Below are 25,495 nucleotides of genomic sequence, written 5' to 3'. Positions count from 1 at the left end.
ATTATTCGCCTCTTTCTCGTGTGAAAAATAAAGTGAGCTCATAATGAGTGAGATAAATGCTACTATTCATTAAGAGTAATGTTCGTACTGCCAAAGGATTGAGAATCGTATGTGACGATTATTGTTCCTTTACTAATCGGTTCGTAAGGTAATTCTTCTTCATAACTACCATTATTTTCATTATGGATAGACAGCGTGATTTCATCAATTCCTTTATTTGTATACTGATCTTTAATCGTTTCAGCAATTTGAAGTAGAGTTTCGTAATTAGAAGCTTTCGTAATAAGCATTCCTTTTATAACTTTTTTTTCATTATTTGTGGAATTGGAATAAGGGATGTCGTTTTGTTTCGTATACAAAAGTTTGTATGGAACTGTTTTTCTCTCTGCTTTTGAAATAGTGGAGTATTTTAGAGTTAAAAAAAATCCTACACATAAAATAATGCATATCATAAGAGCAATCCAAATGCGTATCAGTGACATAACTCTCATTTTTCATCCCTCTTTCATATCTTTGACTTCATTATTTATCATACAAAATGAGGATTAAGATAGAGTAAATTTGAGGTAAAGAAACGTAAAGAAGGAGCACTTATCCTCCCAAATAAGTGCTCCTTTTTATTAAAAGAGAGATTTAATAGACAATCAAAAGCAAACCTATTACTTATAAATGTGCTTAGTCCTCCCAAAATATTATCGGAAATTGTGGTTAGTAAATTCGGAAGACAGATAGTGTCGCAGTTGTATCGCCCGCAGGTCCTTGAGCGCCTTGAGGCCCTTGAGCACCAGTAGTCCCCGTAGTTCCTCCACCTAGGCAACCAGATCCATATTGAACTAGAATAGCTTGACCAAGAGCTTGAAGAAGTCTAACAAATTCTGTAAGTTCTGACTTAGGGATGTTAATATGGCTACATGCTCTTACTTCGCAACAATCATTACCATAAAATACTTTTCCTTTATTTTTATTGTTCATCTTTTCATTCTTTTCTTTCATAGAATCATTAGTCATTACTATATATTAAAATGAAATTTATACTAAATTCGTGATGGACAAACTACCATTTCTAAAAAAATAAGAAATTGGCCCACCTAGAAAGAAATAAGTAAGATATAGAGAAAGGTTTATATAATGTAAAGAAGAAAAGTGCAACATAAAAAACTACATGCTAATTGTTGGGAGTGTTTAACAATTGGCATGTAGTTCGTGGATTAGTCCTTTATTTACATTGATTTAATTTTTCAAGGGTTGTTTTAGGTAAGATTGGAATTGAAATAGTGAAAGTTGTACCATCTTCATTACTAGTCATTTTTAATGTGCCGTTATGATTTTGGATGATTTTTTTTGTTACTGACAAGCCTAGTCCTGTTCCCGAATCCTTCGTTGAGAAGAATGGATCAAAGATATATTCTTGAATAGCTGGAGGAATACCAATTCCATTATCTGTGAAAGTAATCCGAACGAAGTTATCAAGGCGATAACTAGTAATTTGAATAGAAAGAGGTTTGTCGCCTTGAGCATCGACGGCATTTTGAAATAGATTTAAAAACACTTGAACAAGTTCATGTCGATCAATATTGACTAAAATATCATCTAATTCATTAGAGAAGTTATAATCAATTGAAATGTTATGCAAGGAGACTTCACTAGCTAGTAACTGTTGAATATAGTCACGTAAAAATGTATTGATCGGAAACGGTTCTCTTGTAAATTCCCGTGTTTTTGAAACAGCTAAAAATTTTGTAATAATATTATTTGCACGATCTAATTCAGGGATAAGCAAGTTTTTAAATAACTCTTGATTTGATGTAGAAACGCTTTCTTGTAAAAATTGTAAGTATCCTCGTACTGTTGTAAGAGGATTTCGTACTTCGTGTGCAATTCCAGCTGCGATTCGTCCTGCTAACGAAAACTTCTCTGCATCACGTTCTGTATTTAAATAATGAAAGACACTAATAACTCTAAAAATCTCACCGTTATAATCACGAATAATTCGGTTATTTATAATACCGTAATTTTTGTCTAAAACTTCTTCATTATATATTTCTGTTCCCGTTCTTAATGTTTCAATTGCTTTAATTTTTTCTTCCGGCAAGTTTAGTAATTGTTGAATTGGTTTTCCAATAATATCATTACGTATTACACCGAAATCATCTGCGGCAACTTGATTACATAAAGTAATATTCCCTTTACTATCGACAAAGGTTACATGATGTGAAAAGGCATCAAAAATATGAACAAAGTGTTTTTCAAGTTGTTCAAATAAAAATAATGAATCACAAGTAAGTTGAAAATTAGCTTCTTTATTTTCTTTTGGTATTTCTTGAATGGAATGAGTTGTTCTGGTTTTCTTTATTCGTAAACCAATATGTGGATTTTTGTATGTGAAATGATGTGGTAATTGATTCACAAGTTCTTCATAAAAACGTACTTTATTTTCTAGTTCTTCAATTCGTTTTTCATGAGATACAGTAGCATCGTTTGGAAGCATAAATAAATAACCCCTCATTTTAAAAATTCTTCCATATAGTATATCATATTTTTATAAGGATACTCTTAAAGAAAAGGCTACATGATGCAAAGTGTTTGGAAAGTGAATAGAAGATGAAGTTAAAAAGGGAGGGATATATGTGCTGTTCATTGGAGTGACAGGATGGGGAGATCATAATTCTTTATACATAGATTCCTATGAAAATAGAAATAAATTACGAACATATAGCGAGTATTTTCCTATTGTGGAAGTGGATAGTTCATTTTACGCGATGCAACCTGCACGAAATTATATAAAATGGGCAATGGAAACGCCGAAAGATTTTTCTTTTGTCGTAAAAGCGTATCAAGGAATGACAGGACATATGAAAGGTGAAATTCCTTTTTCTACGTTCGATGAGATGTTTGATGTGTATAAACAGTCTATTCTTCCTTTATTAGAAGCTGATAAATTAAAAACAATTTTATTTCAATATCCACCATGGTTTGATTGCAAAAAGAAAAATGTAGATTTTCTTCGATATACGAAAGAAAAAATGGAAGGTTTACCATGTGCAATAGAATTTCGAAATCAAACATGGTTTTATCCAGAAATGAGAGATAAGACGTTACAGTTTCTAGAACAGGAGAAATGGGTTCATACAATTTGTGATGAACCACAGGCTGGGATAGGTTCTGTGCCACTCGTGTTAGAGGTTACGAATTCAGACATGGCATTAATACGTTTTCACGGTCGAAATGTTCATGGTTGGCTTGATAAAGGGGAGAATTGGAGAGCGGTTCGCTGTTTATATCGCTACAACAATAAAGAACTGGAAGAATGGGTTGAACGACTAGAGCAATTAAAAAAGAAAACAAAGGATATATACGTACTGTTTAACAACAATTCAGGTGGGGATGCAGCAGATAATGCGAAACAGCTTATGAAAATGATGAACATTACATATGGTGAGCCAAAGCCGGAGCAATTAAATTTTTTTGAATGATAATAAACAAGAAAGGCACTGTACAAACAGGGGGAATGTACAGTGCCTTTCTATATGAAAAAGAGGGGTAACAATGTTACTGAGCGTTTGGTTGATTCATCAATTGTTGGCTTCATAATAAATGATAATGGTTATCATTATCATTGTCAATGGTTTTTCTAAAAATATATAAAAAACTTTGTATATTTTAAATAGAGATAAAAAAAGAACAGCATTAATGCTGTTCTTTTCCGTTGACGAATTGTTGTAAATCAAAAGGAGTTATCGCCTGGATAAATTCTTTTGAGATAAGTGTTTGAACGAGAGTGCTCTCAGAGATAGAAGCACCTGTTTTCTTTTCATAAGCTTGTTTTAATAAATCAAGTTTTTCAGCCGTTTCTTTTGGTAATTCAATTGTAAGTGTGTTCATAATTTCTCCCCCTTATTATTAGAGTACCACTACAGTATAGGAGAGACAAGAAAAGAGAATATGAAATATAAAAAAGGTTACCAAATTTTCAAATGGTAACCTTTTTTATGTATAAGAGTTATTAAGCAATACCGATATACTTTAAAGTTTTTGATGGAGTACTGTGATCAAAGAAGTGTTGTAAAAATGCAATATCAACACCTGATTTGTATGCACAATAACCCCAAGTTTTTCGAAGTGTATGTGAGCTAATCCCTTCTAATCCAACTTCTTTTGCAGCTTTGTTTAAAATGTACCATGCATGTTGTCTCGTAATAGATTTTGTTCCTTTTTGAGATTTTAACAATGGTTCATTACGTTTCCAAGTTTTACGTTCTTTCATGTAGTCTTCGATTGCGTGCTGTAAGTCTTCATTTACAGCAAACCATTTATGTTTCTTCACTTTTTCATTGTAAAATAAAATGGAATGGCGAACATTTTCATTTTCATCGATTACATCACTAACTTTTAATTGTAAGATTTCACTTACTTTTAAGCCAGAATTTACAGCTAATACGAATAATAAGCCATCACGTTTCGAAGATTGTAAAAGTATATTTTTGATAGTTTCTAATTGTTTTTCATTTTGAATAGGTTGTCCTGCTTGTTTCATTTCACGCACTCTCCTCTTTTATATGTGTAAAGGAAAGGATTAACTTGTTTCTTACTATAAAGGGAGAGTGTGAATTTCATGTGAACTCCTAGTGAAATTAAGACAAATTATTTGACTTCTTTTACTTTTTGTAAATTGAAATAGAATACAACACTGTTAGTCGTATTATACACACCGTATTCGGCATGATGGAGGTCTAAAATGTTTTTTACAATAGATAATCCAAGACCGGTACCTCCAGTGTGACGGCTACGTGATGCATCTAGACGATAGAAGCGATCCCAAATTTTTTCAAGACTTTCTTCAGGGATAGGGTTTCCTGTATTTTCGATTTCGACTTTTACGGTATCTTCTGCTTCTATAATAGAGACTTGTATTTTTTCTCCATCTGGCGTATAACGGATTGCATTACTTAGTAAGTTCACAACTACTTGCTCAATACGGCTACGATTTGCTTTAACAAGTATAGAAGGGTCTGCATCGACATTCACTTGTAAATGTTTTTCTTCCATGCTAAATAATAATTTTGTGTAGACTTGTTGCGTTAATTCACCGATCGAGAACGTCGTCATATCTAGTTTGTAAGTACCAGATTCCAACTTTGCTAATTCTAACATTTCAACAATCAGCCTGTTCATATTTTCTGTTTCTTCTAAAATAACATCAGTATAATACGAAGTATCCTTACTAACACCATCTTTAATTCCTTCTGCAAAACTTCTAATTACACTCAGTGGTGTTTTTAATTCGTGTGACACGCCAGAAATGAATTCTTTTCTTGTTTTTTCTAATTGACGTTCACGTTCAATATCTTGTTGTAACTTTGTATTAGCGACATTTAATCGATCGATTCGATCTTTTAAATTTACAGATAATGTATTGATACTGCCAGAAAGCCCGCCAATTTCATCGTCAGCTGTAACAGGTAATTTCTCGCTGAAATCAAAATTGGCCATTTTTTTTGTAACACGATTTATTTTAATTAATGGCTTAACAATGATTTTTGAGTAGTAGAAGGATAACAAAATAATAACGAGAAACACGATGATTAAGGCATAAACATAATAGTCTTTTAAAACGAGCATCGCTTCATTAACGGGCTGCAAAGATGCTATCGCAAAAGCATATTCTGTAATCTTTCCGTTTTCTATAATCGGTTTTACAAAGATACTATTTTTTATATTTTCGCCACCATCTAATATGAACGTGTTTAATTGGTTCGAGTTAGAAGTGCCATCTCTAATAATATCTGCAAAATATTGAACGGCTTGTAATGTTTCAATATCATTTGCAAGACGAACCTCAGCTTTTGATGGGAGCTGTAACTTAGTTATAACACCTGTAAAGACGATGCGAGTTGTAGATTTGTATCGGCTTGCAAGTCTATTCTTGGAAGGATTACCATTAATCGACTGAAAATCCGAATAGAAATGTTCGTTTTGCCATTGATTATAATTCGTTCCTAATTTTTGTGGTGTGATTATATTATTCTCTTGTACGACTCCATCAACATTAATTATTACATCTTTTTTTAAACCTAAATTTTCGAATTTATTATATTCTTCTGGTGTTAAAAGATTATTGAGTGGAATGGAATACTGTTTATTATTGTTGGGATTAAATACATCGATATAGTAATTGTTATCACTTTTAATAATACCGTTAGAATCCAAAAACTGCATATCGGCATTTGTTTTATCATGAAATTCTTGTTTTAGTTTTCTAATTTTCTCATAACTTTTATCACTTTTGTCATAATTATCTACGAATTTTTCAAAAGCAGTTTGAACTGTTTTTACTTTTTTATTAATATAAAATTTCTCTAAAAATAGAGATTGTCCTAGGAAAAAAAGTAGGAATATGATTGTAAATAAAGTTGATGTTAATAAAAATAGTTTAAAGACGATACTTCTGTTTTTCACTGCGTCACCTCTTATGAGAAATACTGTAAATGATTTCTTTATCCCGCTTTAACGGGTAATAAGACTCCTACTTCAAAATTCGGCAAATACAAGGGAGTTAGGCGGGAGATCAACTGCCCGTAAAATCCTGATTGGTTCAACTAATAATCAGTGGGGAATGGGAAAAATCCCCACTGATTAAAGTTTCACTTTATTATAACAAACGTTACAAGAAAGTAGAGGGGAGAAATCTGTCTCTTTATGAAATAGTTATTTATAAAAAGTCACATAAAAAGAACTCGCCAGACGTATGACAAGTTCTTTAGTGTATTATTGTTGAATTGCTGCATCTAAAGCGATTTCAATCATTTCGTTAAATGTAGTTTGACGCTCTTCAGATGTTGTTTCTTCGCCAGTGAAGATGTGATCGCTAACTGTTAATACAGATAATGCATTTACACCGTATTTCGCTGCTAATGTGTAAAGAGCAGTTGTTTCCATTTCTACTGCTAATACACCGTAATCTCCAAGTTTTTTAACCATGTCCATGCTTTCACGATAAAACACATCTGCTGTTAAAACGTTACCGACACGAACGTGTAATCCTTTTTCAGTTCCAGCATCGTAAGCTTTCTTTAAAAGATCAAAGTTTGCAGCTGGTGCAAAATCAAATCCTGGGAATGTTAAACGGTTCATATTAGAATCAGTACAAGCCGTCATTGCGATAATAACATCACGAACTTTTACATCTTTTTGAATTGCACCGCAAGTTCCAACGCGAATTAAATTTTTAACTCCGTAGCTTTGGATTAATTCGTTTGCATAAATAGAAATAGAAGGAACACCCATACCTGTACCTTGAACAGATACACGTTTTCCTTTATAAGTTCCAGTGAAACCTAACATACCACGTACGTTATTATAGCAAGTAACATCCTCTAGAAATGTTTCAGCGATATATTTTGCACGTAATGGATCACCAGGTAATAGAATAGATTCAGCGATTTCGCCTTGTTTTGCTTCGATATGTACACTCATGAAAAGTCCTCCTTATAATGTATTGATAGAAATCAATATCATTTGCATTATACACTACGAATCCTTTCAATTAAAATCTTTTTATTATTTGTAATATGTGCAAAATAGGAGGATTTCATAAATCATAATCTAGAATATATACCTTAAGAAGTTTTGTATGAACAGAGACAATAAAAATGGTAGGTGATGTTTTGAAAAATCTTGTCATTGGGCTTATTGCGTTAGTACTTATTGTGGCAGGAGGATTTTACATAAAAAAATATCAAGAAAACGAAGAGACTGTAGGAGATGTTCAGGAAGTAAAGTGGGATGTGTCAAATGGAAAGGGAAATGAGAAAGTAGATATTGTATTTCAGTTGTTAAACAAAAAGAATAATGAAATTCGTGGTTTAAATGATCAAATTCGGGCAGTGATTGTAGATGGACAGTTAAAACACATACAACAAATTAAACCTACATTTGCAGGGAACGGGTCATATAAGTTATCTTCCAAAATAGCGAAAGACGAAGAATATACAATATTTTTATACGAAGATAAAAATAAGTCCGTAGAGTCATTCGCTAGGAAAGATTTTGGTAGAACGAAAGAGGAGAACAATAAGAAAAAAGTGAAATTTCCAATCGACAGTGTACTTACAAAAAAAATAGGAGAGTATGAAGTTTCTCTTTTATTTGGCGCATTACATCCGAATGAACCAGTTACGTTAACATTTCAGTTTCAAGCGAAAAAGGGTGAAAAATTGAAATTACATTCAGAGAGAGGAGAAGTAGAGTCACTCTATATCGTGGATGAAACGAAGGAGAACTTTTTATACGCTATGCCTGTAGATACGGATGAGCAATTACAATACCGGATTACATTTCCTGCCGAGGGCACGTATAAAATGTGGGGGAATTTCTATATAAATGGTAAGAAGTATGAAAAAGAATTTATTGTACAAGTTCAAAAAAGAAAAAACAGCTAAGAATTTAGCTGTTTTTTCTTTTTCCTATTAATTTTGTTACAGAGAGCATTGTAATTGGTAAAGAATGATTCTTCCTAAATGCTAAATATTTACCGCTCCATGCTGGTTTATATTTTTCTTTAAAATGTCGTAATCCGCTGAAACTATACGTATAACGAACGTTATTAAAGATTGCAGCAGCCACTCGTTCAGACCAGAAAGACTGTGTGGATAAACCAACATTTGAAAGTGGTGCCATACCAATATTAAAGGAGTGGTATTCATTTTCTTTTGCCCATTGGAATAAGTGGATGAAAATTGCGTCCATAATGCCGCTAGGCGCATCGGGATAATATCGCATTAAATCGACAGATAATGATCCGTTTTGATATACGGGCATGAATGTTGTGAATGCAATAATTTTTCCATCTGCATCAGATAATGTTGCGATAGGGGCACGACTAATATATTCACGATCGAAGTATCCGAGTGAAAAACCTTTCTCTTTTTTTCCACCAAGCCATGCATCTGAAACTTTTCTTAACTCTTCATATAATTCGTCTGAGAAAGGTGGCTCGTGAATAGAGAATGTATAGCCTTCTCTTTCAAAACGGTTGAAAGTAGCTCGCATGCCAGCGCGTTTCTTTCCTGTTATTGTAAATGTATTTAAATCAACAACAGCTTCTTCACCGAGCTTAAAGAAGTTATAACCAAAATCGTGATATAAACTCATCCATTTACTTTCAATTTGGTAGAATACACAAATGTATCCAAATCGATCAGCCTCAGCTAAAAACTCTTGCAGTACAGTACGATAGGAGGAAGGGTCCCCAATTGGATCACCTAGTACAATAAGTCGTTTTCCAGTTATTGAGAAGAGAATGAGTGCTTTTCCATCACTACTGAAAAAGAACTGCTTATCTCCTAAAAAACCTAAATGACTAAGTACGTTTCCACCATGTTCATCTAAGAAGTTTTGTAATCTTTTATCATTAGCTGGTTGCCCGGGAAATTCATTTCGATAACGATTTGCAATGAGTGAACCAATTAGTAAAAAAGTAGGAACAAAAAAGGCAGCTGCTAATGCACTTCGTTTCACTTGTGTAATATTACGAACGACAAAATCAGGTTTGAAAGCTTCCTTTGCACCTGCAAATAAAATACCTAAGTTTTTATATAAATATAACGTTACAAGTAGGAATATAAAAACTTTTACGATATCGGAAAGTGAGACTTCCATTTTCTCACGTACAAACCTTTTACGAAGCATATACAATACAGCGAGTACGATTAATAAAATAAACGTTTCTTCAACATCAATTCCTTTTAGTGTATTAAAAATAGCCGCTCCAATTAAAGAAACAATCGTCATATAATAAGAACGTTTTGTTCCGTAATATATCCCCCGTGAAAGAATGAGTAGGAGAATACCGAATGTTAGCGATAAGCTAAAAGAAAATTGAATAAGGTGTTTTGGAGCTAGAATATGTAAGGCGTGTGCCCGATTTATACTTGTCGGTAGAATGGTTGATAAAATAACCATTAAGCCAGCAAATACTGTTAAAGCAGCAGATGCCCAAGAACCTAACTTTCCTAGAAAGTCACGCTGCAAAGTCCATATAACACCAGTTGTCTCTAATGCAGGCGCAATAAAAGGTTTATCTTCAAACTTTTTAATGGCTACTCCTGTCATTTCAAAAGCTGCAAAAATGAGACCAAGGCAGAATGGTAAGATGTAATAGACGAGACGATATAATAACATAGCAGGGAGTAAAACACCTGTATCGATGCCATATTGCCCAAGCCCAGTTAAGAAGACAAGATCAAATGATCCAAGGCCACCAGGAACAAGACTAACGACACCAGCTAAAGCAGCAATGACATATACGCCTAAAAACTTTTGGAATTCGATTTCAATGCCAAATAATAATAATATGACGTACATAACAATACCAGCAGATACCCATTCGACTAATGAAACTAATGAGTATAAAACGGTTGGGTTTTTCTCCTCTTCTTCTTGTCCCTCTGTTTGCGTCGCTTTTCTATTTTTTAATTTAGAAAACCCGATATATATAGGAACGAAAAGAGCAAAGAAGATAAGAACAGGCCATAGCCATGGTTTTTCATGCAAAATAAATCTCGTGTCTAATATTCCGATAAGACCAAGAAATGAAAGAATGGCTAATCCATTAATAAAGGCAGTTGTCATCCAAGCGATACTTTTAATAAGTTTTCCATTTTCTTTTATGTATGGACGATAAAGCATTGTGCGTACGCCGGCTCCAACGAGACCACCAAACCCGATAAATCCATTTAAAGTATTAGCAATCCACGAGATACGGAAAATCTTTTGGACAGGAATATCAGCTTTTAAGTAACGAAGCATAACATAGTCATAAAAGAACATTGTTGATACAGCGAATGCACCAAGTGTAATTGCTAAAAAGACTCCTCCAGTTGGAATGTTTTTAATTGTATCAATCGCTTCTAAAAAAGAAATGCCCGCTAATTCTTTTTTTGCTTGAAAGAATACAATTGTTAATACAACAAATGGGAAGATAATTTTCCCGATTTGTAAGAAACGTTTCCATGAAAACGACATAAATACAACTCTCCTTGTGTAAGAAAACTGAGACAATAATATTATTATGACAAACTTCAAGAAAAATAAAAAGGTAAATTCCTGTATAGGGGAGCTATTTTTTATATAGGTATATTTAAAAGAATATTTTGTTTATCAGAAAATTAAGTTAGAATAAGATAAAAGAAGGAGGAGGGGGGAGTATATGATTATAAAAGGTTATGTAGGATATGAGTTAGAAAAAGCGAAACCTAATACATCAGAGGATTTTTTTAACAGATCTGAAGTGACATATATATTAAATGATAAAGAGAAAACTTTTTCGGTTTTATACGTTCGATATTTTGAAGAAGTTTTACAAGAAATTACTCCTTTTGAAGGAAATCCAGTGTATAAAGTAGAAGAACAACACATATATTTGCGCGATATTGTAGCGATATGTTGTTTAGTGAAAGATAGGGAGCTTCGTGCGCAAAAACGTTTGTATTTAAATAATATGGAAGAATTTCAACAATATTTTGATGAGGGAACGGTGTTGAAAGTACAAGAAATATTGGCTGAATTACATAAAAATAAAAGAGTAGAAATAGCGTAAAATGGCAAAGGAGAGAGAAAAATGTCTAATTTGATGGTTGAAAATCAAACAGAGCAAGTTTCTATATTTTTAGAAGATGCTATTCATTTAATAACCAATTATGTAAATTATCATACGTTGCCTTCTTTATTAGAGGAGACACCGGCAGGGAACGAGCAATATTATAAAGGGTTATTAGCATCAATGAGACGACTTCTCGTTTTTTGCGAAGAAGGACATGATGCATGTTTTGTTTTGTTGAATAGTCAGCCATTTCGAAAAACAGCAGCTGAAAAAATTTTATATAAGATTTACCATCAAGTAATTGCAGAGTTTTTTTCACCGAAGAGTGATTATTGGTATGAAAATAGTCGGTCTGCATATACAGGAAAAAATTCTATCGTTTTTCAACAAACACCACCTGCATCTTTGGGGCAAGTGATGAAGAGTTTAGAAGGTAAATTTCAATTGATGCGTGAAGAACTAGAATATTATGAGACGGATTATCAGACAAAGATGTTACACAAATATTGATTGCGGAAAAGAAGCTAAGGTGACTTAGCTTCTTTTCCTTTTGTACAGTTATATAAGGGATTTTCATTGAATATAGTTAAGTGGATAGCATTAGGGAGGTGCAACATGAATCAGCAAGGTGTATTTACAGATTACTTTCATGAAGTAGAAAATTGGTGTGAAAGTGTTCTTCACGTATTAGATAGCCGTGCAATGGAAGTGTATGATGTCCATATGCTTGCTTATAAAATTCAGACGTTGTTAGAGCGTATGAAAGAGCATGAGTATGAAACAGATGCAGAGTTTATGTATGAAATAAGTGATGATGTAGAACATATTCAGCATCACTTGCAGGAAGTATTTATGCAAGAAGAAGAGGAATATGAATTATATGAAAGAGGGGATAGCGAACGAGCTGTTCCAATTGGAGGACATACACTCCCGCCATTACCTTATCCGTATAATGCGTTAGAACCGTATATTTCTAAAGAAATTATGATGTTACACCATGATAAACATCATCGGAGTTACGTGGAAGGGTTAAATAAAGCAGAGAAGATGATGGAAGAAGCGAGAAAAACAAATCAATTTGATTTAATTAAGCATTGGGAAAGAGAAGCGGCTTTTCATGGGTCAGGTCATTACTTACACACGATATTTTGGAATAACATGAAAAAAGACGGTGGTGGAAGTCCAAGAGGTGCTTTTTCACAACAAATCGAACAAGATTTTGGGAGCTTTTTACGTTTCCAAAAACATTTTACAGAAGCGGCCTCTAAAGTAGAAGGTTCAGGCTGGGCAATTCTCGTTTGGGTGCCCCGGTCTGGAAGGTTAGAAATTTTGCAAAGTACACTTCATCAATTATTTACACAATGGGATACGATACCACTCCTTGTACTAGATGTCTGGGAACATGCGTATTATTTACAATACCAAAATCGAAAAGATGAATATATTAAAAACTGGTGGAATGTTGTAAATTGGCCTGATGTAGAAAAAAGGTTTGAAACTGCGAAACAAATTGAATGGACACCATATTAGACGCAAATTCTCTGCGTCTTTTTTAATGGAAGCAGAAGGAAGATTTCGTTCATATTTTAAAAGGCCAAGCATACACTTGTACAAAAAGTGCCAAAAGGACGTGGGGGGAAATATGAGACGAATTTGTGTAATCATTACGCTTCTTATTATGTACGCAAGCGTTATGCCAATTCCTACATATGCAAAGATGAACAGCAATGTCAGTGCTCGAAATGCTGTATTAATGGAGCAACAGTCTGGTCGTGTATTATACGGAAAAGCAGAACATGAACCTCAAAAAATTGCTAGTATAACAAAAATTATGACTGCCTTGTTAGCTGCTGAATCAGGGAAGATGAAAGAAATGGTGTCAGTTAGCAATGAAGCGGTGAGGGTGGAAGGATCAGCAATCTATTTAAAGCCTGGACAAAAAGTGAAGTTAGAAGATTTAGTATACGGACTCATGCTTAGATCTGGTAATGACGCAGCGCAAGTAATTGCTGAAAGTGTGGGTGGGAGTATAGATGGATTCGTATATTTAATGAATGAAAAGGCGAAAGAAATTGGAATGAAAGATACTCACTTTTCAAACCCTCATGGTTTAGATGGAGATGGATCACATTATTCGTCGGCTTACGATATGGCGTTATTAACGAAGTATGCAATGGGAAACGAGTCATTTAAAAAAATCTTTGGAACAAAAACGTATAAATCCGATTCTTGGGATTACCCGTGGAAAAATAAACATAAGTTGGTAACGTCTTATTATGAATTTGCAACAGGAGGAAAAACAGGCTTTACGAAGAAAGCAGGAAGAACGCTTGTTACAACGGCATCAAAAGATGGACTAGATTTAATTGTCGTAACTTTGAGTGCTTCTAGTGATTGGGATGATCATATGAATCTATTTGACAAAGGATTCGAACGTTTCAAGCAAACGAAAGTTTTAGGACAAGGAGCAATTGCTGAAATAAATGAAAAGAAGTATGCCAACCATGTTTATACGAAAAATAGTTTTTCCGTGCCGTTAACTGAAGAGGAAAGAAAGAACGTGTTATTAAAAGTTGAACTGGATAAAAGTATAACGCTTGAGGATGGAGTAAAGGTTGGAAAGACAGATGTTTATGTTGGCAATGAGAAAGTTGGAGAACGGAATTTATTTTATAGTAAACGGAAGTTAGTAGCTACAACGGGACTTTACTGGAATAATGTGAAAGAAATTTTTTCTTACATGATAGGTGTTGGGAACGATGGTTAATCTCGTATGGGTAGCGATGGCTGTCATTGGGATTGTATACGCCATGATAAATGGAACGATGGAAGAAGTGAATAAGGCTGTATTTGACGGAGCAAAAGATGCAGTAACGATTTGTATAGGACTTATTAGTGTTTTAGTATTTTGGCTTGGTTTAATGAAAATTGCAGAGGAAGCCGGATTGTTAAAAAAATTAGTTTCACTTTTTATGCCGATAGTAAAAAGGTTGTTTCCAGAAATACCAAAGGACCATCCGTCCATGGGATTTATTCTATCAAATATGATGGCAAACTTTTTTGGTCTAGGTAATGCAGCAACCCCTCTTGGTATTAAAGCGATGGAACAACTAAAAGAGTTAAATGGAGGAAAGGATTCGGCGAGCCGTTCTATGGTGACGTTTCTAGCATTAAATACATCAGCTATTACATTAATTCCTACGACAGTCATTTCAATTCGAATGACGTATGAATCAGCCAATCCTACTGAAATTGTTGGGGTAACATTTATTGCACAAGTACTTTCTATGATTGGAGCGATTTGGATTGACCGCTATTTTTACCGAAGAAGGAGTAGAAAGGGGCGGAAAAAATGAGTATTGTAAATACAATTTCTTTATGGGTAATCCCTTGTGTAATTGGTTTTATCCTTTTATATGGCACGATAAAGAAAGTGCCGACGTATGAATCGTTCGTTGAGGGAGGAAAAGAAGGGATTCAAATTGCAATTTCCATTTTACCGTTTATGGTTGGAATGCTTGTTTCTATTTCTATATTCCGATCTTCAGGTGCGCTAGATGCAATGATATCAGTAATGAAGCCAATGCTAGATTTAATTCATGTTCCAGCAGAAATCGTTCCATTAGCACTAATACGCCCTATTTCAGGTTCTGCTGGTCTAAGTATTACGACTGATTTAATTGCCACATATGGGCCAGACTCATTCATTGGGAGATTAGCTTCTACGATGCAAGGGAGTACAGATACGACTTTTTATATTTTAACAGTATACTTCGGAGCTGTTGGTATTAGAAAAATGGGAGATGCATTAAAAGTAGGTCTTTTTGCAGATTTAATCGGAATTATTTGCTCGATTGTCTTTGTTTCCCTATTGTTTCAGTAAAGCTATTCATTTTTTATGCTATTTCGCGTATAATACGTATACGACCACTATTAAGGTGTAGCTTAATAGTGGTTTTTTTATGTGGTATTTTTGACAAAATGATGAACTTTTATTGTGAGAAATATGAAAAATATGGACAATAATAAAGGATAAAAACATGATTTGACCTTTATATGTTTAATATCATCGCTATGTTGTTTAAGTGAGATGGAGCGAATAACCGTAAAGCGTATGCGGTTGCCAAGTCTTTCTAATGTAAGGTAAGATAAATTCGAGGTGAAAAAAAGAAATGGAACGATTACAAAAAGTGATTGCGCAAGCAGGTATTGCATCGAGAAGAAAGGCTGAGGAATTAATTCAGCAAGGAAAAGTGAAAGTTAACGGAAAAATAGTGAAAGAGTTAGGAACAAAAGTAACTCCTCAAGATAAAGTAGAAGTAAATAACATCCCTCTTGAAAAAGAAGAACCTGTTTATTTTTTACTATATAAACCAACTGGTGTAATTTCAAGTGTATCAGATGATAAAGGTAGAAGTGTTGTAACAGACTTTTTCCCTGAAATTACACAACGTTTATTCCCAATCGGACGTCTAGATTATGATACGTCAGGAGTATTATTAATGACAAACGACGGGGACTTCGCAAATATATTAATGCATCCTAAATATAAAGTTGAAAAAACGTATGTTGCAAAAATAAAAGGCCCATTAACAGGTGAGAAAATTCGCATGTTAGAACGCGGTGTTGCACTAGAAGACGGTAAAACAGCACCAGCACATGTGAAAATTATTTCTTGGGACAAGCGTAAAGAAATGGCTATTGTACAATTAACAATTCATGAAGGACGTAACCGTCAAGTACGTCGTATGTTTGAAGCGTTAGACTGTAAAGTAGTGAAATTAAAACGTGAACGTTATGCTTTCTTAGAAGTAGGAAGCCTGCGACCTGGTGATGCGAGAGAATTGACACCACATGAGGTGAAACAATTACGCGCGCTTGCTTCTACAAAGCCAAGATAAGCTATAGAGTTAAAAATTCACCAGTGGAGTGCTCTGCTGGTGATTTATTCAATACAACATTTACAGAAGATAATACATAACATTTACCGAGGAGAGGAGAGGTAATATGAAGAAAAATCGCTTATTATTTCGCGTTATTATTCTACTCATTTTATGTGGTGCTGTAGGATTTACCCTTTATCAAGGATTCTTTGCTAATAAAGAGAAAATGCAAATCGGAAAAGAAGCACCTAACTTTGTTGTGACGGATTTAGAAGGGAAGAAAATTGAACTAAAAGATTTAAAGGGAAAAGGTGTATTTTTAAACTTTTGGGGTACGTGGTGTAAACCTTGTGAAAAAGAAATGCCTTATATGAATGAATTATATCCAAAGTATAAAGAAAAAGGCGTTGAAATCATAGCGTTAGATGCGGATGAAACGGATATTGCAGTAAAGAACTTTGTGAACCAATATGGTTTGAAATTCCCAGTTGCTATTGATAAAGGACAAAAGATTATAGGAACATATGGAGTAGGTCCATTACCGACAAGCTTTTTGATTGATAAAGATGGAAAAGTAGTGGAGCAAATTATAGGTGAACAAACGAAAGAACAGTTAGAAGGGTATTTAAAGAAAATTACTCCGTAATAAAGAAAGCCTTTACATAAGAGGTGCGTGTCTATAGTGCCTCTGGTTTAAAAATTCTGAGTATTGCGGTAACTCAAGGTTAGAATATACAATAGTACATATAGAGACAGGGGCGGTGAGAGTGTTGAAAGAAATTAAATGTGAATGTGGACATGTTAATCCGATAGGAACCGTTTTTTGTGAAGCTTGCGGGAAACCATTTGAAAGCAATGAAAATGCAAAACTATTGGATATGCGCTATGAGGGGAGTGCACGGAGATCTCTCACGCAAACAAAAACGATAGTCGATAAAATTTGGAGCTTTTTCTCTTCTGTAAAAGTGGGTGTATGGCTAATCGTAATAACTTTAGCTGCATCAGCGATAGGAACTATTTTTCCGCAAGAAATGTACATAACTCCAGGGATTGCACCAGCTGAATATTATAAACAAGAATACGGATTTTTAGGGCAATTATACTATCAATTAGGATTTAATAATTTATACGGTTCATGGTGGTATATGATTTTGATTGCTTCTATCGGTATTTCACTTGTGATATGTAGTTTAGACCGCGTTATTCCACTTTATAAAGCTTTAAAAAAGCAAGGCGTAAAAAGACATCCTAGCTTTTTAAAGAGACAGAGATTATATGGGACTGGTACACCGAAAGATGGTGACCTGGAAAGAGTGCAAAAGAATTTAAAGAAAAGAAACTATAACGTGAAAGTGGAAGACGGAAACGTTTTAGCAGAAAAGGGACGCTTCTCGCGTTGGGGTCCATATGTAAATCATATCGGTCTTATTATCTTTTTATTCGGTGCGATGCTTCGTTTTTTACCGAGTATGTACGTAGACGAAGCACTTTGGTTACGTGATGGTGAAACGAAAGAAATACCAGGGACGGATGGACAATACTACTTAAAAAACGAGAAATTTATAAAAGAAGTTTATGATAAAAGTAAGGACAAGGAAGTTTTTGAGGAAGCGATTGATCGTGTAGGCGATAAAATGATTGCGAAAAACTTCCAAACGAATGCTGTATTATATAAAGCTGTGGGCGAAAATATAGCAGGGCAAAAACCAAAGTTGGAAAAAGTAAAAGAAGCGGAAATTCGAGTAAATGAACCACTGAAATTTGATCAATTTGCAGTGTATCAAGTGGATTATAAAGAAAGTGAATTTAAAAGTATGTCCTTCAACTTGCAAAATAAAGAAAATAATCAAAAATGGGGACCGATTAAAGTAGATTTAACGAATCCTAAGGAAAAATATGATTTAGGAAATGGTTATTCTCTAGAACTATTAAGCTATTTTCCTGATTTTTATTTTGATGAGAATGGAAAACTAAATACAAAAACGAAATTACCGAACAATCCTGCATTTGTATTTAAAATGTTTACACCTGAAACACCAGATGGTGAAGTGAGTTTTGTTGGTATTCAGCAAAATATAGAACCTGATGGAAACAACAAATATAAAATGTCGTTTGTAGGTGTTGAAATGCAAAATGCAACAGCACTTACTGTAAGAAAAGATTTAACGCTTTGGATTCTCGGTATTGGAGGGTTTATATTTATGGTTGGTGTCATTCAAGGTATGTATTGGAATCATCGCCGTATTTGGATACAACGTGTTAATGATGAATGGTGGATTGCAGGGCATACGAATAAAAATTGGTTCGGTTTAAAGAAAGATATTGAAAGAGTAATAGAAGGTACAGCAATTCCACAGCCAAATGATAAAGTAATCGATAAAAAAATTAGTTAAGGTGGGGAAACGATATGGTGCAAATAAGTAGTAACTTTCTCTTTACCGCATTTATTTTATATTTAATTGCGACTCTATTTTTTGGTGGAGCCATTAAAGAAAAGGGTCATAAATGGGCAAATGTAGGAATAACAATTACAATTTTAGGGTTTATAGCACAAACAGTATATTTTGTTACAAGGTGGATCGCATCAGGGCATGCACCAGTTAGTAACTTTTTTGAATTCGGTACATTTTTCGGCATGATGCTTGTAGGAGCATTTATTGTAATGTATTTTATGTACCGTGTAAGTATAATTGGACTATTTGCATTACCAGTTGCGCTTTTATTAATTGCCTATGCAAGTATGTTTCCGAGGGAAATATCTCCGCTTATTCCATCTTTAAAAAGTAATTGGTTACATATTCACGTGACGACTGCAGCAGCAGGACAAGCAATTTTAGCGATTAGTTTTATTACGGGCGTTATGTATTTATTAAAAAATGTAGATCAATCAACGAGAAGTAAACGGACATTTTGGCTAGAGACGGTAGTATTTACACTTGTTTGTACAGTTGGATTTATTGGAGTAACAACGGTATTTTCTAGTATGAAATATGAAGCGAAGTTTCAATGGGTTGATAAAAATGAACAGCAACTGGAAATGAAGTACAATCTTCCGGCTTTAGTTGGACCGCATGAAGGGAAGTTACTGACAGAAAATAAATTAGAACCGGCAGTTGAAGTTCCAGCGATTGTAAATGCGAAGAAATTAAATACTGTTATTTGGTCAGTATTAGTTGGAACATTACTTTATATTGTATTAAGACTTGTTTTACGGAAGCGAGTATCGGCAGCACTTCAGCCGTTAGTAAAGAATACGAATAGTGATTTACTAGATGAAATCGGATATCGATCTATTGCAATTGGATTCCCAGTTTTCACATTAGGAGCGTTAATTTTTGCAATGATTTGGGCTCAAATAGCGTGGACGCGTTTTTGGGGCTGGGATCCGAAAGAGGTTTGGGCACTTATAACGTGGCTTTTTTATGCTGCAGTACTACATTTACGATTATCTAAAGGGTGGCATGGAGAGAAATCAGCTTGGCTTGCAGTAATTGGTTTTGCAATTATTATGTTTAACTTTATTGTAGTAAACTTAATTATTGCCGGTTTACATTCATATGCATAGAGAAATAAAATAGGAGAGTGCATGTCACTTTCCTATTTTATTTTTGTCAACTTTTCTTCTTTTTTGAGAAAAACATGACAAAGTAGCGGTTGATTTTGTAAAATGATGTCGAGGACATTATATACTGTTCAAAAAAAATACATAGTTTTGGAAAAAAATTGAACAAAATTTATTATTCTTGTGAAGCATAATATGGGAAGTGAAACATTTAGAAGATTGCTTAAATAAACGAGAATAGCGCAACATAATAGTAAAGAAGGGTAGGTGTGAACCGCTGAAGTGAGAGTACGCAGCGGGTAGAGATGGAAAATGAATCAAGAATTTTAATTGTAGATGATGAGGATCGTATTCGTCGTTTATTGAAAATGTACTTAGAAAGAGAACAATACACAATTGAAGAAGCAGATAATGGTGATACAGCTTTAGAAATGGCGTTACAAAATGATTACGATTTAATCTTATTAGATCTTATGATGCCTGGTAAAGATGGCATTGAAGTATGTAAAGGGGTTCGTGAGAAGAAAGCGACACCAATTATTATGCTGACAGCAAAAGGTGAAGAAGTAAATAGAGTACAAGGATTTGAAGTTGGAACAGATGATTATATTGTAAAGCCATTTAGTCCACGTGAGGTCGTGCTACGTGTGAAAGCGGTATTACGTCGTGCTGTACCAACAACATTCTTTACACAAGATACAACGACAAAAGATGTTACTGTATTCCCGCACTTAACAATTGACAACGATGCACACCGTGTTACTGCAGATGGCAATGAAGTAAACTTAACGCCGAAAGAATATGAGTTACTATTATTTTTAGCGAAAGCTCCTGATAAAGTATTCGATCGTGAGCAACTGTTAAAAGAAGTATGGCAATATGAATTCTTCGGAGATTTACGTACAGTTGATACACATGTAAAGCGTTTACGTGAGAAGTTAAGCAAAAAATCACCAGATGCAGCGAAAATGATTGTTACTGTTTGGGGTGTAGGTTACAAATTTGAGGTTGTGAACGACTGATGCTTTGGAGAAGTGTAGTAGGGAAGTTATGGATGACCATATTACTTCTCGTTTCGTTTGTTCTTGGATTTGTTGCGATTTTACTTTCACAGTTTTTTAGAACGTATTATGTTGATATGAGTGAAGCTAGGCTTCAAAAAGTCGCAACAAGTGTTTCAGAGTTAATTGAAGAAGGTGCCGATGTAAAAACGATTGAGAATATCGCTTACAAATTCTCTGATCCACTTTCAAGGATTATTATTGTAGAAGATGGTAAAGAAATCTCTTCTTCACCGAAACAAGAAGGCTTAGTCACTCTTACAATGGATGACTTAAAAGAAGATAAAGAATTAGCGGCTGTGTTTACAGACAAAAAAGAAATTAAGAATAACATTAGAAAAGCCTCTAATAGTAGAAAGAATAAAAATACTGAAAATGATATTATGATTGTCGGAAAACCAGTGCAATCAAAAAATCAAAGTGCAGTGTTTGTGTACGAATCTTTACAAGTGCCGATACAAGGTATGGAAAGAACGACTGATTTTATATTCTTATCAGCAGGGATTGCGATTATATTAACAACTTTCTTTGCATTCTTCTTATCTACTCGAATTACAGCACCACTTCGTAAAATGCGTGAGGTTGCTTTTGAAGTGTCGCGTGGGAAGTTTGATGCGAAAGCCCCTATGGTATCTCAGGACGAGATTGGTGAGCTTGCAACGGCCTTAAATCAAATGGGGAAACAGTTGAAGTTTAATATGAATGCCCTGCAGCAAGAGAAAGAACAGTTAGCAAGTATTTTGAGTAGTATGGCAGATGGGGTTATTACATTAAATCAAGAAGGTGAAGTTGTAGTAATCAATCCGCCGGCTGAACATTTCTTACAAGTTTGGCAAGAAGAAAAAGAGATAGAGCTCAGTAAAAAACTGCCTTCTGAACTTGTTGAACTATTCCATCTCGTTGTAGAAAGCGAACAACAACAAGTTGTTGAAATTAATTTACAAAAAGGGAACTATGTAGTTCTTATGACGCCGCTCTACAATCAAACGAAAATTCGCGGGGCTGTAGCAGTACTGCGAGATATGACGGAAGAACGTCGTCTTGAAAAGATGCGTCAAGACTTTATTGCGAATGTATCGCATGAACTTCGTACACCGATGGTCATGCTGCAAGGGTATAGTGAAGCAATTTTAGATGATATTGTGCAAACGAAAGAAGAAATTAATGAGTTTGTTCAAATCATTTATGATGAATCCGTTCGTTTAGGTAAACTTGTAAATGAATTATTAGATTTAGCACGCATGGAAAGTGGTAATGTAGAGTTACATATAGGTGAAGTGGACATACATCCGTTTGTTGAAAAAATTGGTCGTAAATTCCAAGGGATCGCAAAGGATAAAGAAGTTGAACTAACAGTTGATTTCAAAAATCCAATTGAACAATACCCGTTTGATGCAGATCGTATGGAACAAGTATTGACGAATTTAATTGATAACGCAATACGTCATACGAACGCAGGCGGACATGTAACACTTGTAATTGATACGAAAAATAATGGTCTCATTTTTGAAGTACAAGATTCGGGCGTTGGTATTCCAGAAGAAGATATTCCATTTTTATTTGATCGTTTCTATAAAGCTGATAAAGCAAGAACACGTGGGAAAAAAGGTGGAACAGGACTCGGGCTTGCGATTGCGAAAAATATTGTTCAAGGCCATGATGGTAAAATTTCTGTATCAAGTGTTGTTGGAGAAGGAACTACATTCTCTGTCTATTTACCGAATCGTATAATTTAGATATACGTTTTTAAAGTTGATAATGAATAAAGTTCTGCTGTTTTTTATTTTTTTGTAAACTCAATTAAATAAAGAATGGTAGAACTTTTTTCTATGTTGCTCGAATAAAGAATAACAAGAGAGGTGCTGTGAAGAAATGAAATTATATACAAAAACAGGAGATAAAGGAACGACAAGTGTAATAGGTGGTAGGGTTGATAAAGATGATATCCGTGTGGAAGCGTATGGAACAATAGACGAGGCGAATTCTCATATCGGATATGCAATGACTAAACTACAAGGCGGGCCTTTCGGAGATATTTACAATGAACTTGAAACGATTCAACATGAACTATTTGATTGCGGGGGAGACTTGGCGATAGTAGGCGAGAAGATACCTTATAAAGTAAAAATTGAAATGGTCGAAAACTTAGAAAGTAGGATTGATTCGTATATAGAAGAAGCACCGCCGCTAGAGCGCTTTATTTTACCAGGTGGAAGCGAGTCGGCAGCTGCTATTCATATTGCACGTACAGTTGTAAGGCGAGCAGAACGATGTATCGTGTCCTTACAAAAAGAAGGGAAAATAAATGAAGTTGTTTTAAAGTATGTAAATAGATTATCTGACTATTTATTTGCAGTAGCTAGAGTAATAAACGCTCGATTACAAGTAAAAGATGTAGAGTATAATCGCAGTGCAATCGTTTTTCGTGATAAGAAAGAGAAGGAAGTGGAGTGATTCACTTTCTTTTTTGTATACTTTTTTCTGTAATATACCAAAATAGAGAAGGTATGGTGGTAATTAGAAAACGGAGGATGTATATGAAAGTTTTAAAATACGGCGTTATGTTATTGACAGTACTGTTTTTATCTCAATTACATGTGTACGCAGAGGGAAATCAATGGGCATGGCCTGTTGAAGGACAGATAAGTGATTATTTTGGGACAAGACACGGAAAACACTACGGTATAGATATAGCGGCACCAATCGGCACGCCTGTGTCAGCTATTCAAGAAGGGAAGGTAACAAAGTCTTATTATTCAAGTAGTTATGGAAACGTTATATTTATTAAACATGGAGAATATGAGGCTGTGTATGCACATTTAAATAAGAGATATGTAGTTCAAGGGGATTATATTTCAAAAGGAGAAAAAATTGGAGAAGTAGGGAACACGGGAGAATCGCGAGGTGCACACTTACATCTAGAACTTCATCAAGGAAGATGGACGATGGCGAAAAAGAATGCGATGAACCCATTGCTTGTTTTAAGTGAACAAAGAAATGAAGTTGTTTCTTCATCATTATATGTCGTACAAAAAGGGGATACTTTAGTTAGTATTGCACGGAAATTTAGTATGACACTTAAGGAAATTAAAGAAAAAAATGGATTGCAGCAAGAGCTAATTTATCCTAATCAACAATTATATGTTAAGTAAAGGCAACGTCTCAAAAATTAAACTTTGAATATTCTTAAATAAGGTTCAATGTAAATGAAATTATATGGGCGCTTCTCCTAGAAGTATTGAGTGAATTAGAGTATCTATATTTAAAAGAAAACCGTCCCAAAATTTATTTTGGGACGGTTTCTTTTACCAAAAAATAAAGACACATATAAATCCAGAAATAGCTAAATAGCTATATAAGTAAAAAACTTTTGTTCTTGTTTTCTCTTTTGTTCGAAACAGTACGATAGTCGGTTCAATTAAACCGATTGTCAAACAAAGTAGGCCAAGAAGCATACAACCAATCGAAATAGAATACAGGGCGATTTGTGGTGCTTGAAATGGAATCATCCATTTTAATAAAAATGCAATAAGTGCAGTGTAACAAATGCTACCGATGTATTTATTCAGTGGTGTATTAGAACGAAAGCCAGGAAGTTTTTTTAAGAAAGAGCGGGAAACAACTTCTGTTTGTAAAGATGTATGCTCTTCAATAATTTTTTGAGCTTCTTTTCCTTTTTGAAAAAGAGATAAGATCCAATTTCGCTCACCCTGAAAAATAAATTGAGAAGTTGTCAAATAGTGATCAATCTTCACTTTACTCCAACTCTTCCACGGATGACGCTCACACAATTTTAATTTACTTTCTGTTTTCTTATCATACTGATAAATACTGATGCCATCTTCATCGAAAGTAGCATAGTATGTCTCGTTTGAGAATGTGCCTAAATCAATTGGGCAGTAGAAAAGTAATTCTTTTTTTAAGTAAAAGTATTCTTTTCTTAAGTTTTTTTTCATTGCTTCTCGAATAGAATGTCTCTTTTCTTTTTTCATGACATTTCCTCCATAACTCAGAAAATGTTCTTATCTTAACAATTCAATATCTTATCACTTTTAATTATATATGACTAGGTAATTCAAAAGAGAAATGCCGAATAATAAAAAATATGGATTGTATTGTAAAATATTTCGCAATTCATTTGTTGTTACGAAAAATAAATAACTAATTTTAAATAAGTTACAATTTTTTAGTTCACAATGTTATGAGGTTGTTGTATAATGAAGGGGAAAATAGAATATCGGTCTATCTTCGGGGCAGGGTGAAAATCCCGACCGGCGGTGATGAACTATTTATGATTTTGTTCTAAGCCCGCGAGCCGTTAAGGCAGGATTTGGTGTGATTCCAAAGCCGACAGTATAGTCTGGATGGGAGAAGATGGAGGTTCAAGCGT

25 protein-coding genes and 1 riboswitch are annotated in these 25,495 nt (G+C 34.3%); of the genes, 16 read left to right on the top strand and 9 right to left on the bottom strand.

Going from position 1 to position 25,495, the window contains the following annotated elements; all coding sequences use genetic code 11:
• Window positions 1-62 precede the first annotated feature (62 nt).
• The 3 genes from ACO6VI_RS05250 to ACO6VI_RS05240 form a co-directional block, all read right to left on the bottom strand.
• Complete coding sequence (locus ACO6VI_RS05250; RefSeq protein WP_001265576.1) at window positions 63-491, bottom strand: hypothetical protein; 429 nt, start codon at window positions 489-491, stop codon at window positions 63-65.
• A 217-nt stretch (window positions 492-708) separates the two neighbouring features.
• Window positions 709-993, bottom strand: coding sequence for a hypothetical protein (locus ACO6VI_RS05245; protein WP_063546928.1), 285 nt, complete (start codon window positions 991-993; stop codon window positions 709-711).
• A gap of 223 nt (window positions 994-1,216) precedes the next feature.
• The gene (locus tag ACO6VI_RS05240) at window positions 1,217-2,488 is read right to left on the bottom strand and encodes an ATP-binding protein (RefSeq protein ID WP_000937248.1); all 1,272 of its coding nucleotides are present in this window, start codon (window positions 2,486-2,488) and stop codon (window positions 1,217-1,219) included.
• Between the two features lie 139 nt (window positions 2,489-2,627).
• Between ACO6VI_RS05240 and ACO6VI_RS05235 the strand changes: the two genes are divergently transcribed.
• A complete protein-coding gene (locus tag ACO6VI_RS05235) occupies window positions 2,628-3,473 on the top strand; it encodes a DUF72 domain-containing protein (RefSeq protein ID WP_000897364.1) in 846 nt (281 codons plus the stop codon).
• A gap of 214 nt (window positions 3,474-3,687) precedes the next feature.
• Here ACO6VI_RS05235 and ACO6VI_RS05230 read toward each other — a convergent pair whose 3' ends face one another.
• The 4 genes from ACO6VI_RS05230 to deoD all read right to left on the bottom strand — a co-directional run bounded on the left by ACO6VI_RS05230 (window position 3,688) and on the right by deoD (window position 7,473).
• Complete coding sequence (locus ACO6VI_RS05230) at window positions 3,688-3,882, bottom strand: DUF3924 domain-containing protein (protein ID WP_001094860.1); 195 nt, start codon at window positions 3,880-3,882, stop codon at window positions 3,688-3,690.
• A gap of 121 nt (window positions 3,883-4,003) precedes the next feature.
• The gene (locus tag ACO6VI_RS05225) at window positions 4,004-4,534 is read right to left on the bottom strand and encodes a tyrosine-type recombinase/integrase (RefSeq protein WP_000806236.1); all 531 of its coding nucleotides are present in this window, start codon (window positions 4,532-4,534) and stop codon (window positions 4,004-4,006) included.
• 107 nt (window positions 4,535-4,641) lie between these two features.
• Window positions 4,642-6,456, bottom strand: coding sequence for a sensor histidine kinase (locus tag ACO6VI_RS05220; RefSeq protein WP_023521492.1), 1,815 nt, complete (start codon window positions 6,454-6,456; stop codon window positions 4,642-4,644).
• A gap of 309 nt (window positions 6,457-6,765) precedes the next feature.
• On the bottom strand, window positions 6,766-7,473 hold the full coding sequence (gene deoD / locus ACO6VI_RS05215) for a purine-nucleoside phosphorylase (RefSeq protein ID WP_000110700.1): 708 nt from the start codon (window positions 7,471-7,473) through the stop codon (window positions 6,766-6,768).
• Between the two features lie 176 nt (window positions 7,474-7,649).
• On the opposite strand from deoD, the gene ACO6VI_RS05210 reads away from it, so the two are divergent.
• The gene (locus tag ACO6VI_RS05210; RefSeq protein WP_000232601.1) at window positions 7,650-8,438 is read left to right on the top strand and encodes a hypothetical protein; all 789 of its coding nucleotides are present in this window, start codon (window positions 7,650-7,652) and stop codon (window positions 8,436-8,438) included.
• A 4-nt stretch (window positions 8,439-8,442) separates the two neighbouring features.
• On the opposite strand, the gene mprF is transcribed toward ACO6VI_RS05210, so the two are convergent.
• Window positions 8,443-11,022: a bifunctional lysylphosphatidylglycerol flippase/synthetase MprF gene (mprF, locus tag ACO6VI_RS05205; protein WP_000010853.1), complete on the bottom strand. Its 2,580-nt coding sequence runs from the start codon at window positions 11,020-11,022 to the stop codon at window positions 8,443-8,445.
• Between the two features lie 184 nt (window positions 11,023-11,206).
• Here mprF and ACO6VI_RS05200 point away from each other — a divergent pair, with 184 nt between their 5' ends.
• From ACO6VI_RS05200 to ACO6VI_RS05135, 14 genes are all read left to right on the top strand, one after another.
• On the top strand, window positions 11,207-11,596 hold the full coding sequence (locus ACO6VI_RS05200) for a hypothetical protein (protein WP_000584358.1): 390 nt from the start codon (window positions 11,207-11,209) through the stop codon (window positions 11,594-11,596).
• Between the two features lie 21 nt (window positions 11,597-11,617).
• Entirely contained in the window at window positions 11,618-12,109 is a 492-nt protein-coding gene (locus tag ACO6VI_RS05195; protein ID WP_000067551.1) for a YpuI family protein, read from the top strand.
• 105 nt (window positions 12,110-12,214) lie between these two features.
• The gene (locus tag ACO6VI_RS05190; protein ID WP_001075742.1) at window positions 12,215-13,129 is read left to right on the top strand and encodes a superoxide dismutase; all 915 of its coding nucleotides are present in this window, start codon (window positions 12,215-12,217) and stop codon (window positions 13,127-13,129) included.
• A gap of 112 nt (window positions 13,130-13,241) precedes the next feature.
• Entirely contained in the window at window positions 13,242-14,366 is a 1,125-nt protein-coding gene (locus ACO6VI_RS05185) for a D-alanyl-D-alanine carboxypeptidase family protein (protein ID WP_001252626.1), read from the top strand.
• Complete coding sequence (gene spmA, locus ACO6VI_RS05180; RefSeq protein WP_000247810.1) at window positions 14,359-14,955, top strand: spore maturation protein SpmA; 597 nt, start codon at window positions 14,359-14,361, stop codon at window positions 14,953-14,955. Before ACO6VI_RS05185 ends, spmA begins: the two co-directional genes overlap by 8 nt.
• Complete coding sequence (gene spmB / locus ACO6VI_RS05175) at window positions 14,952-15,482, top strand: spore maturation protein SpmB (protein ID WP_000029514.1); 531 nt, start codon at window positions 14,952-14,954, stop codon at window positions 15,480-15,482. The genes spmA and spmB overlap by 4 nt, the downstream gene beginning before the upstream one ends.
• Window positions 15,483-15,771: 289 nt before the next feature.
• Window positions 15,772-16,500 carry a 23S rRNA pseudouridine(2605) synthase RluB gene (gene rluB / locus ACO6VI_RS05170; RefSeq protein ID WP_000440553.1) on the top strand — a complete coding sequence of 243 codons (729 nt, stop codon included), beginning with the start codon at window positions 15,772-15,774 and terminating at the stop codon, window positions 16,498-16,500.
• A gap of 106 nt (window positions 16,501-16,606) precedes the next feature.
• Window positions 16,607-17,128, top strand: coding sequence for a thiol-disulfide oxidoreductase ResA (gene resA, locus ACO6VI_RS05165; RefSeq protein ID WP_000742194.1), 522 nt, complete (start codon window positions 16,607-16,609; stop codon window positions 17,126-17,128).
• A gap of 121 nt (window positions 17,129-17,249) precedes the next feature.
• Window positions 17,250-18,875 (top strand): cytochrome c biogenesis protein ResB, encoded by a 1,626-nt coding sequence (gene resB, locus ACO6VI_RS05160; protein ID WP_422423007.1) that lies wholly within the window; start codon window positions 17,250-17,252, stop codon window positions 18,873-18,875.
• A 14-nt stretch (window positions 18,876-18,889) separates the two neighbouring features.
• Complete coding sequence (resC, locus tag ACO6VI_RS05155) at window positions 18,890-20,047, top strand: cytochrome c biogenesis protein ResC (protein ID WP_000250087.1); 1,158 nt, start codon at window positions 18,890-18,892, stop codon at window positions 20,045-20,047.
• A gap of 302 nt (window positions 20,048-20,349) precedes the next feature.
• Window positions 20,350-21,066 carry a DNA-binding response regulator ResD gene (gene resD, locus ACO6VI_RS05150; protein WP_000426861.1) on the top strand — a complete coding sequence of 239 codons (717 nt, stop codon included), beginning with the start codon at window positions 20,350-20,352 and terminating at the stop codon, window positions 21,064-21,066.
• Window positions 21,066-22,841: a sensor histidine kinase ResE gene (gene resE / locus ACO6VI_RS05145; RefSeq protein ID WP_000964683.1), complete on the top strand. Its 1,776-nt coding sequence runs from the start codon at window positions 21,066-21,068 to the stop codon at window positions 22,839-22,841. The genes resD and resE overlap by 1 nt, the downstream gene beginning before the upstream one ends.
• A gap of 136 nt (window positions 22,842-22,977) precedes the next feature.
• Entirely contained in the window at window positions 22,978-23,559 is a 582-nt protein-coding gene (locus ACO6VI_RS05140) for a cob(I)yrinic acid a,c-diamide adenosyltransferase (RefSeq protein WP_000781271.1), read from the top strand.
• A gap of 83 nt (window positions 23,560-23,642) precedes the next feature.
• Window positions 23,643-24,257, top strand: coding sequence for a peptidoglycan DD-metalloendopeptidase family protein (locus ACO6VI_RS05135; RefSeq protein WP_000866228.1), 615 nt, complete (start codon window positions 23,643-23,645; stop codon window positions 24,255-24,257).
• A gap of 153 nt (window positions 24,258-24,410) precedes the next feature.
• Here ACO6VI_RS05135 and ACO6VI_RS05130 read toward each other — a convergent pair whose 3' ends face one another.
• Window positions 24,411-25,097 carry a hypothetical protein gene (locus ACO6VI_RS05130; RefSeq protein WP_000711798.1) on the bottom strand — a complete coding sequence of 229 codons (687 nt, stop codon included), beginning with the start codon at window positions 25,095-25,097 and terminating at the stop codon, window positions 24,411-24,413.
• 248 nt (window positions 25,098-25,345) lie between these two features.
• A riboswitch (FMN riboswitch) is annotated at window positions 25,346-25,485 on the top strand.
• Window positions 25,486-25,495: the final 10 nt, after the last annotated feature.

The organism is Bacillus sp. PSXD-155, from assembly GCF_049310765.1.
In the GTDB taxonomy this organism is placed as follows: Bacteria; Bacillota; Bacilli; order Bacillales; family Bacillaceae_G; genus Bacillus_A; species Bacillus_A cereus.
The sequence above is the reverse complement of the archived record's forward strand: the minus strand, read 5'-3'. Positions and strand labels throughout refer to the sequence as shown.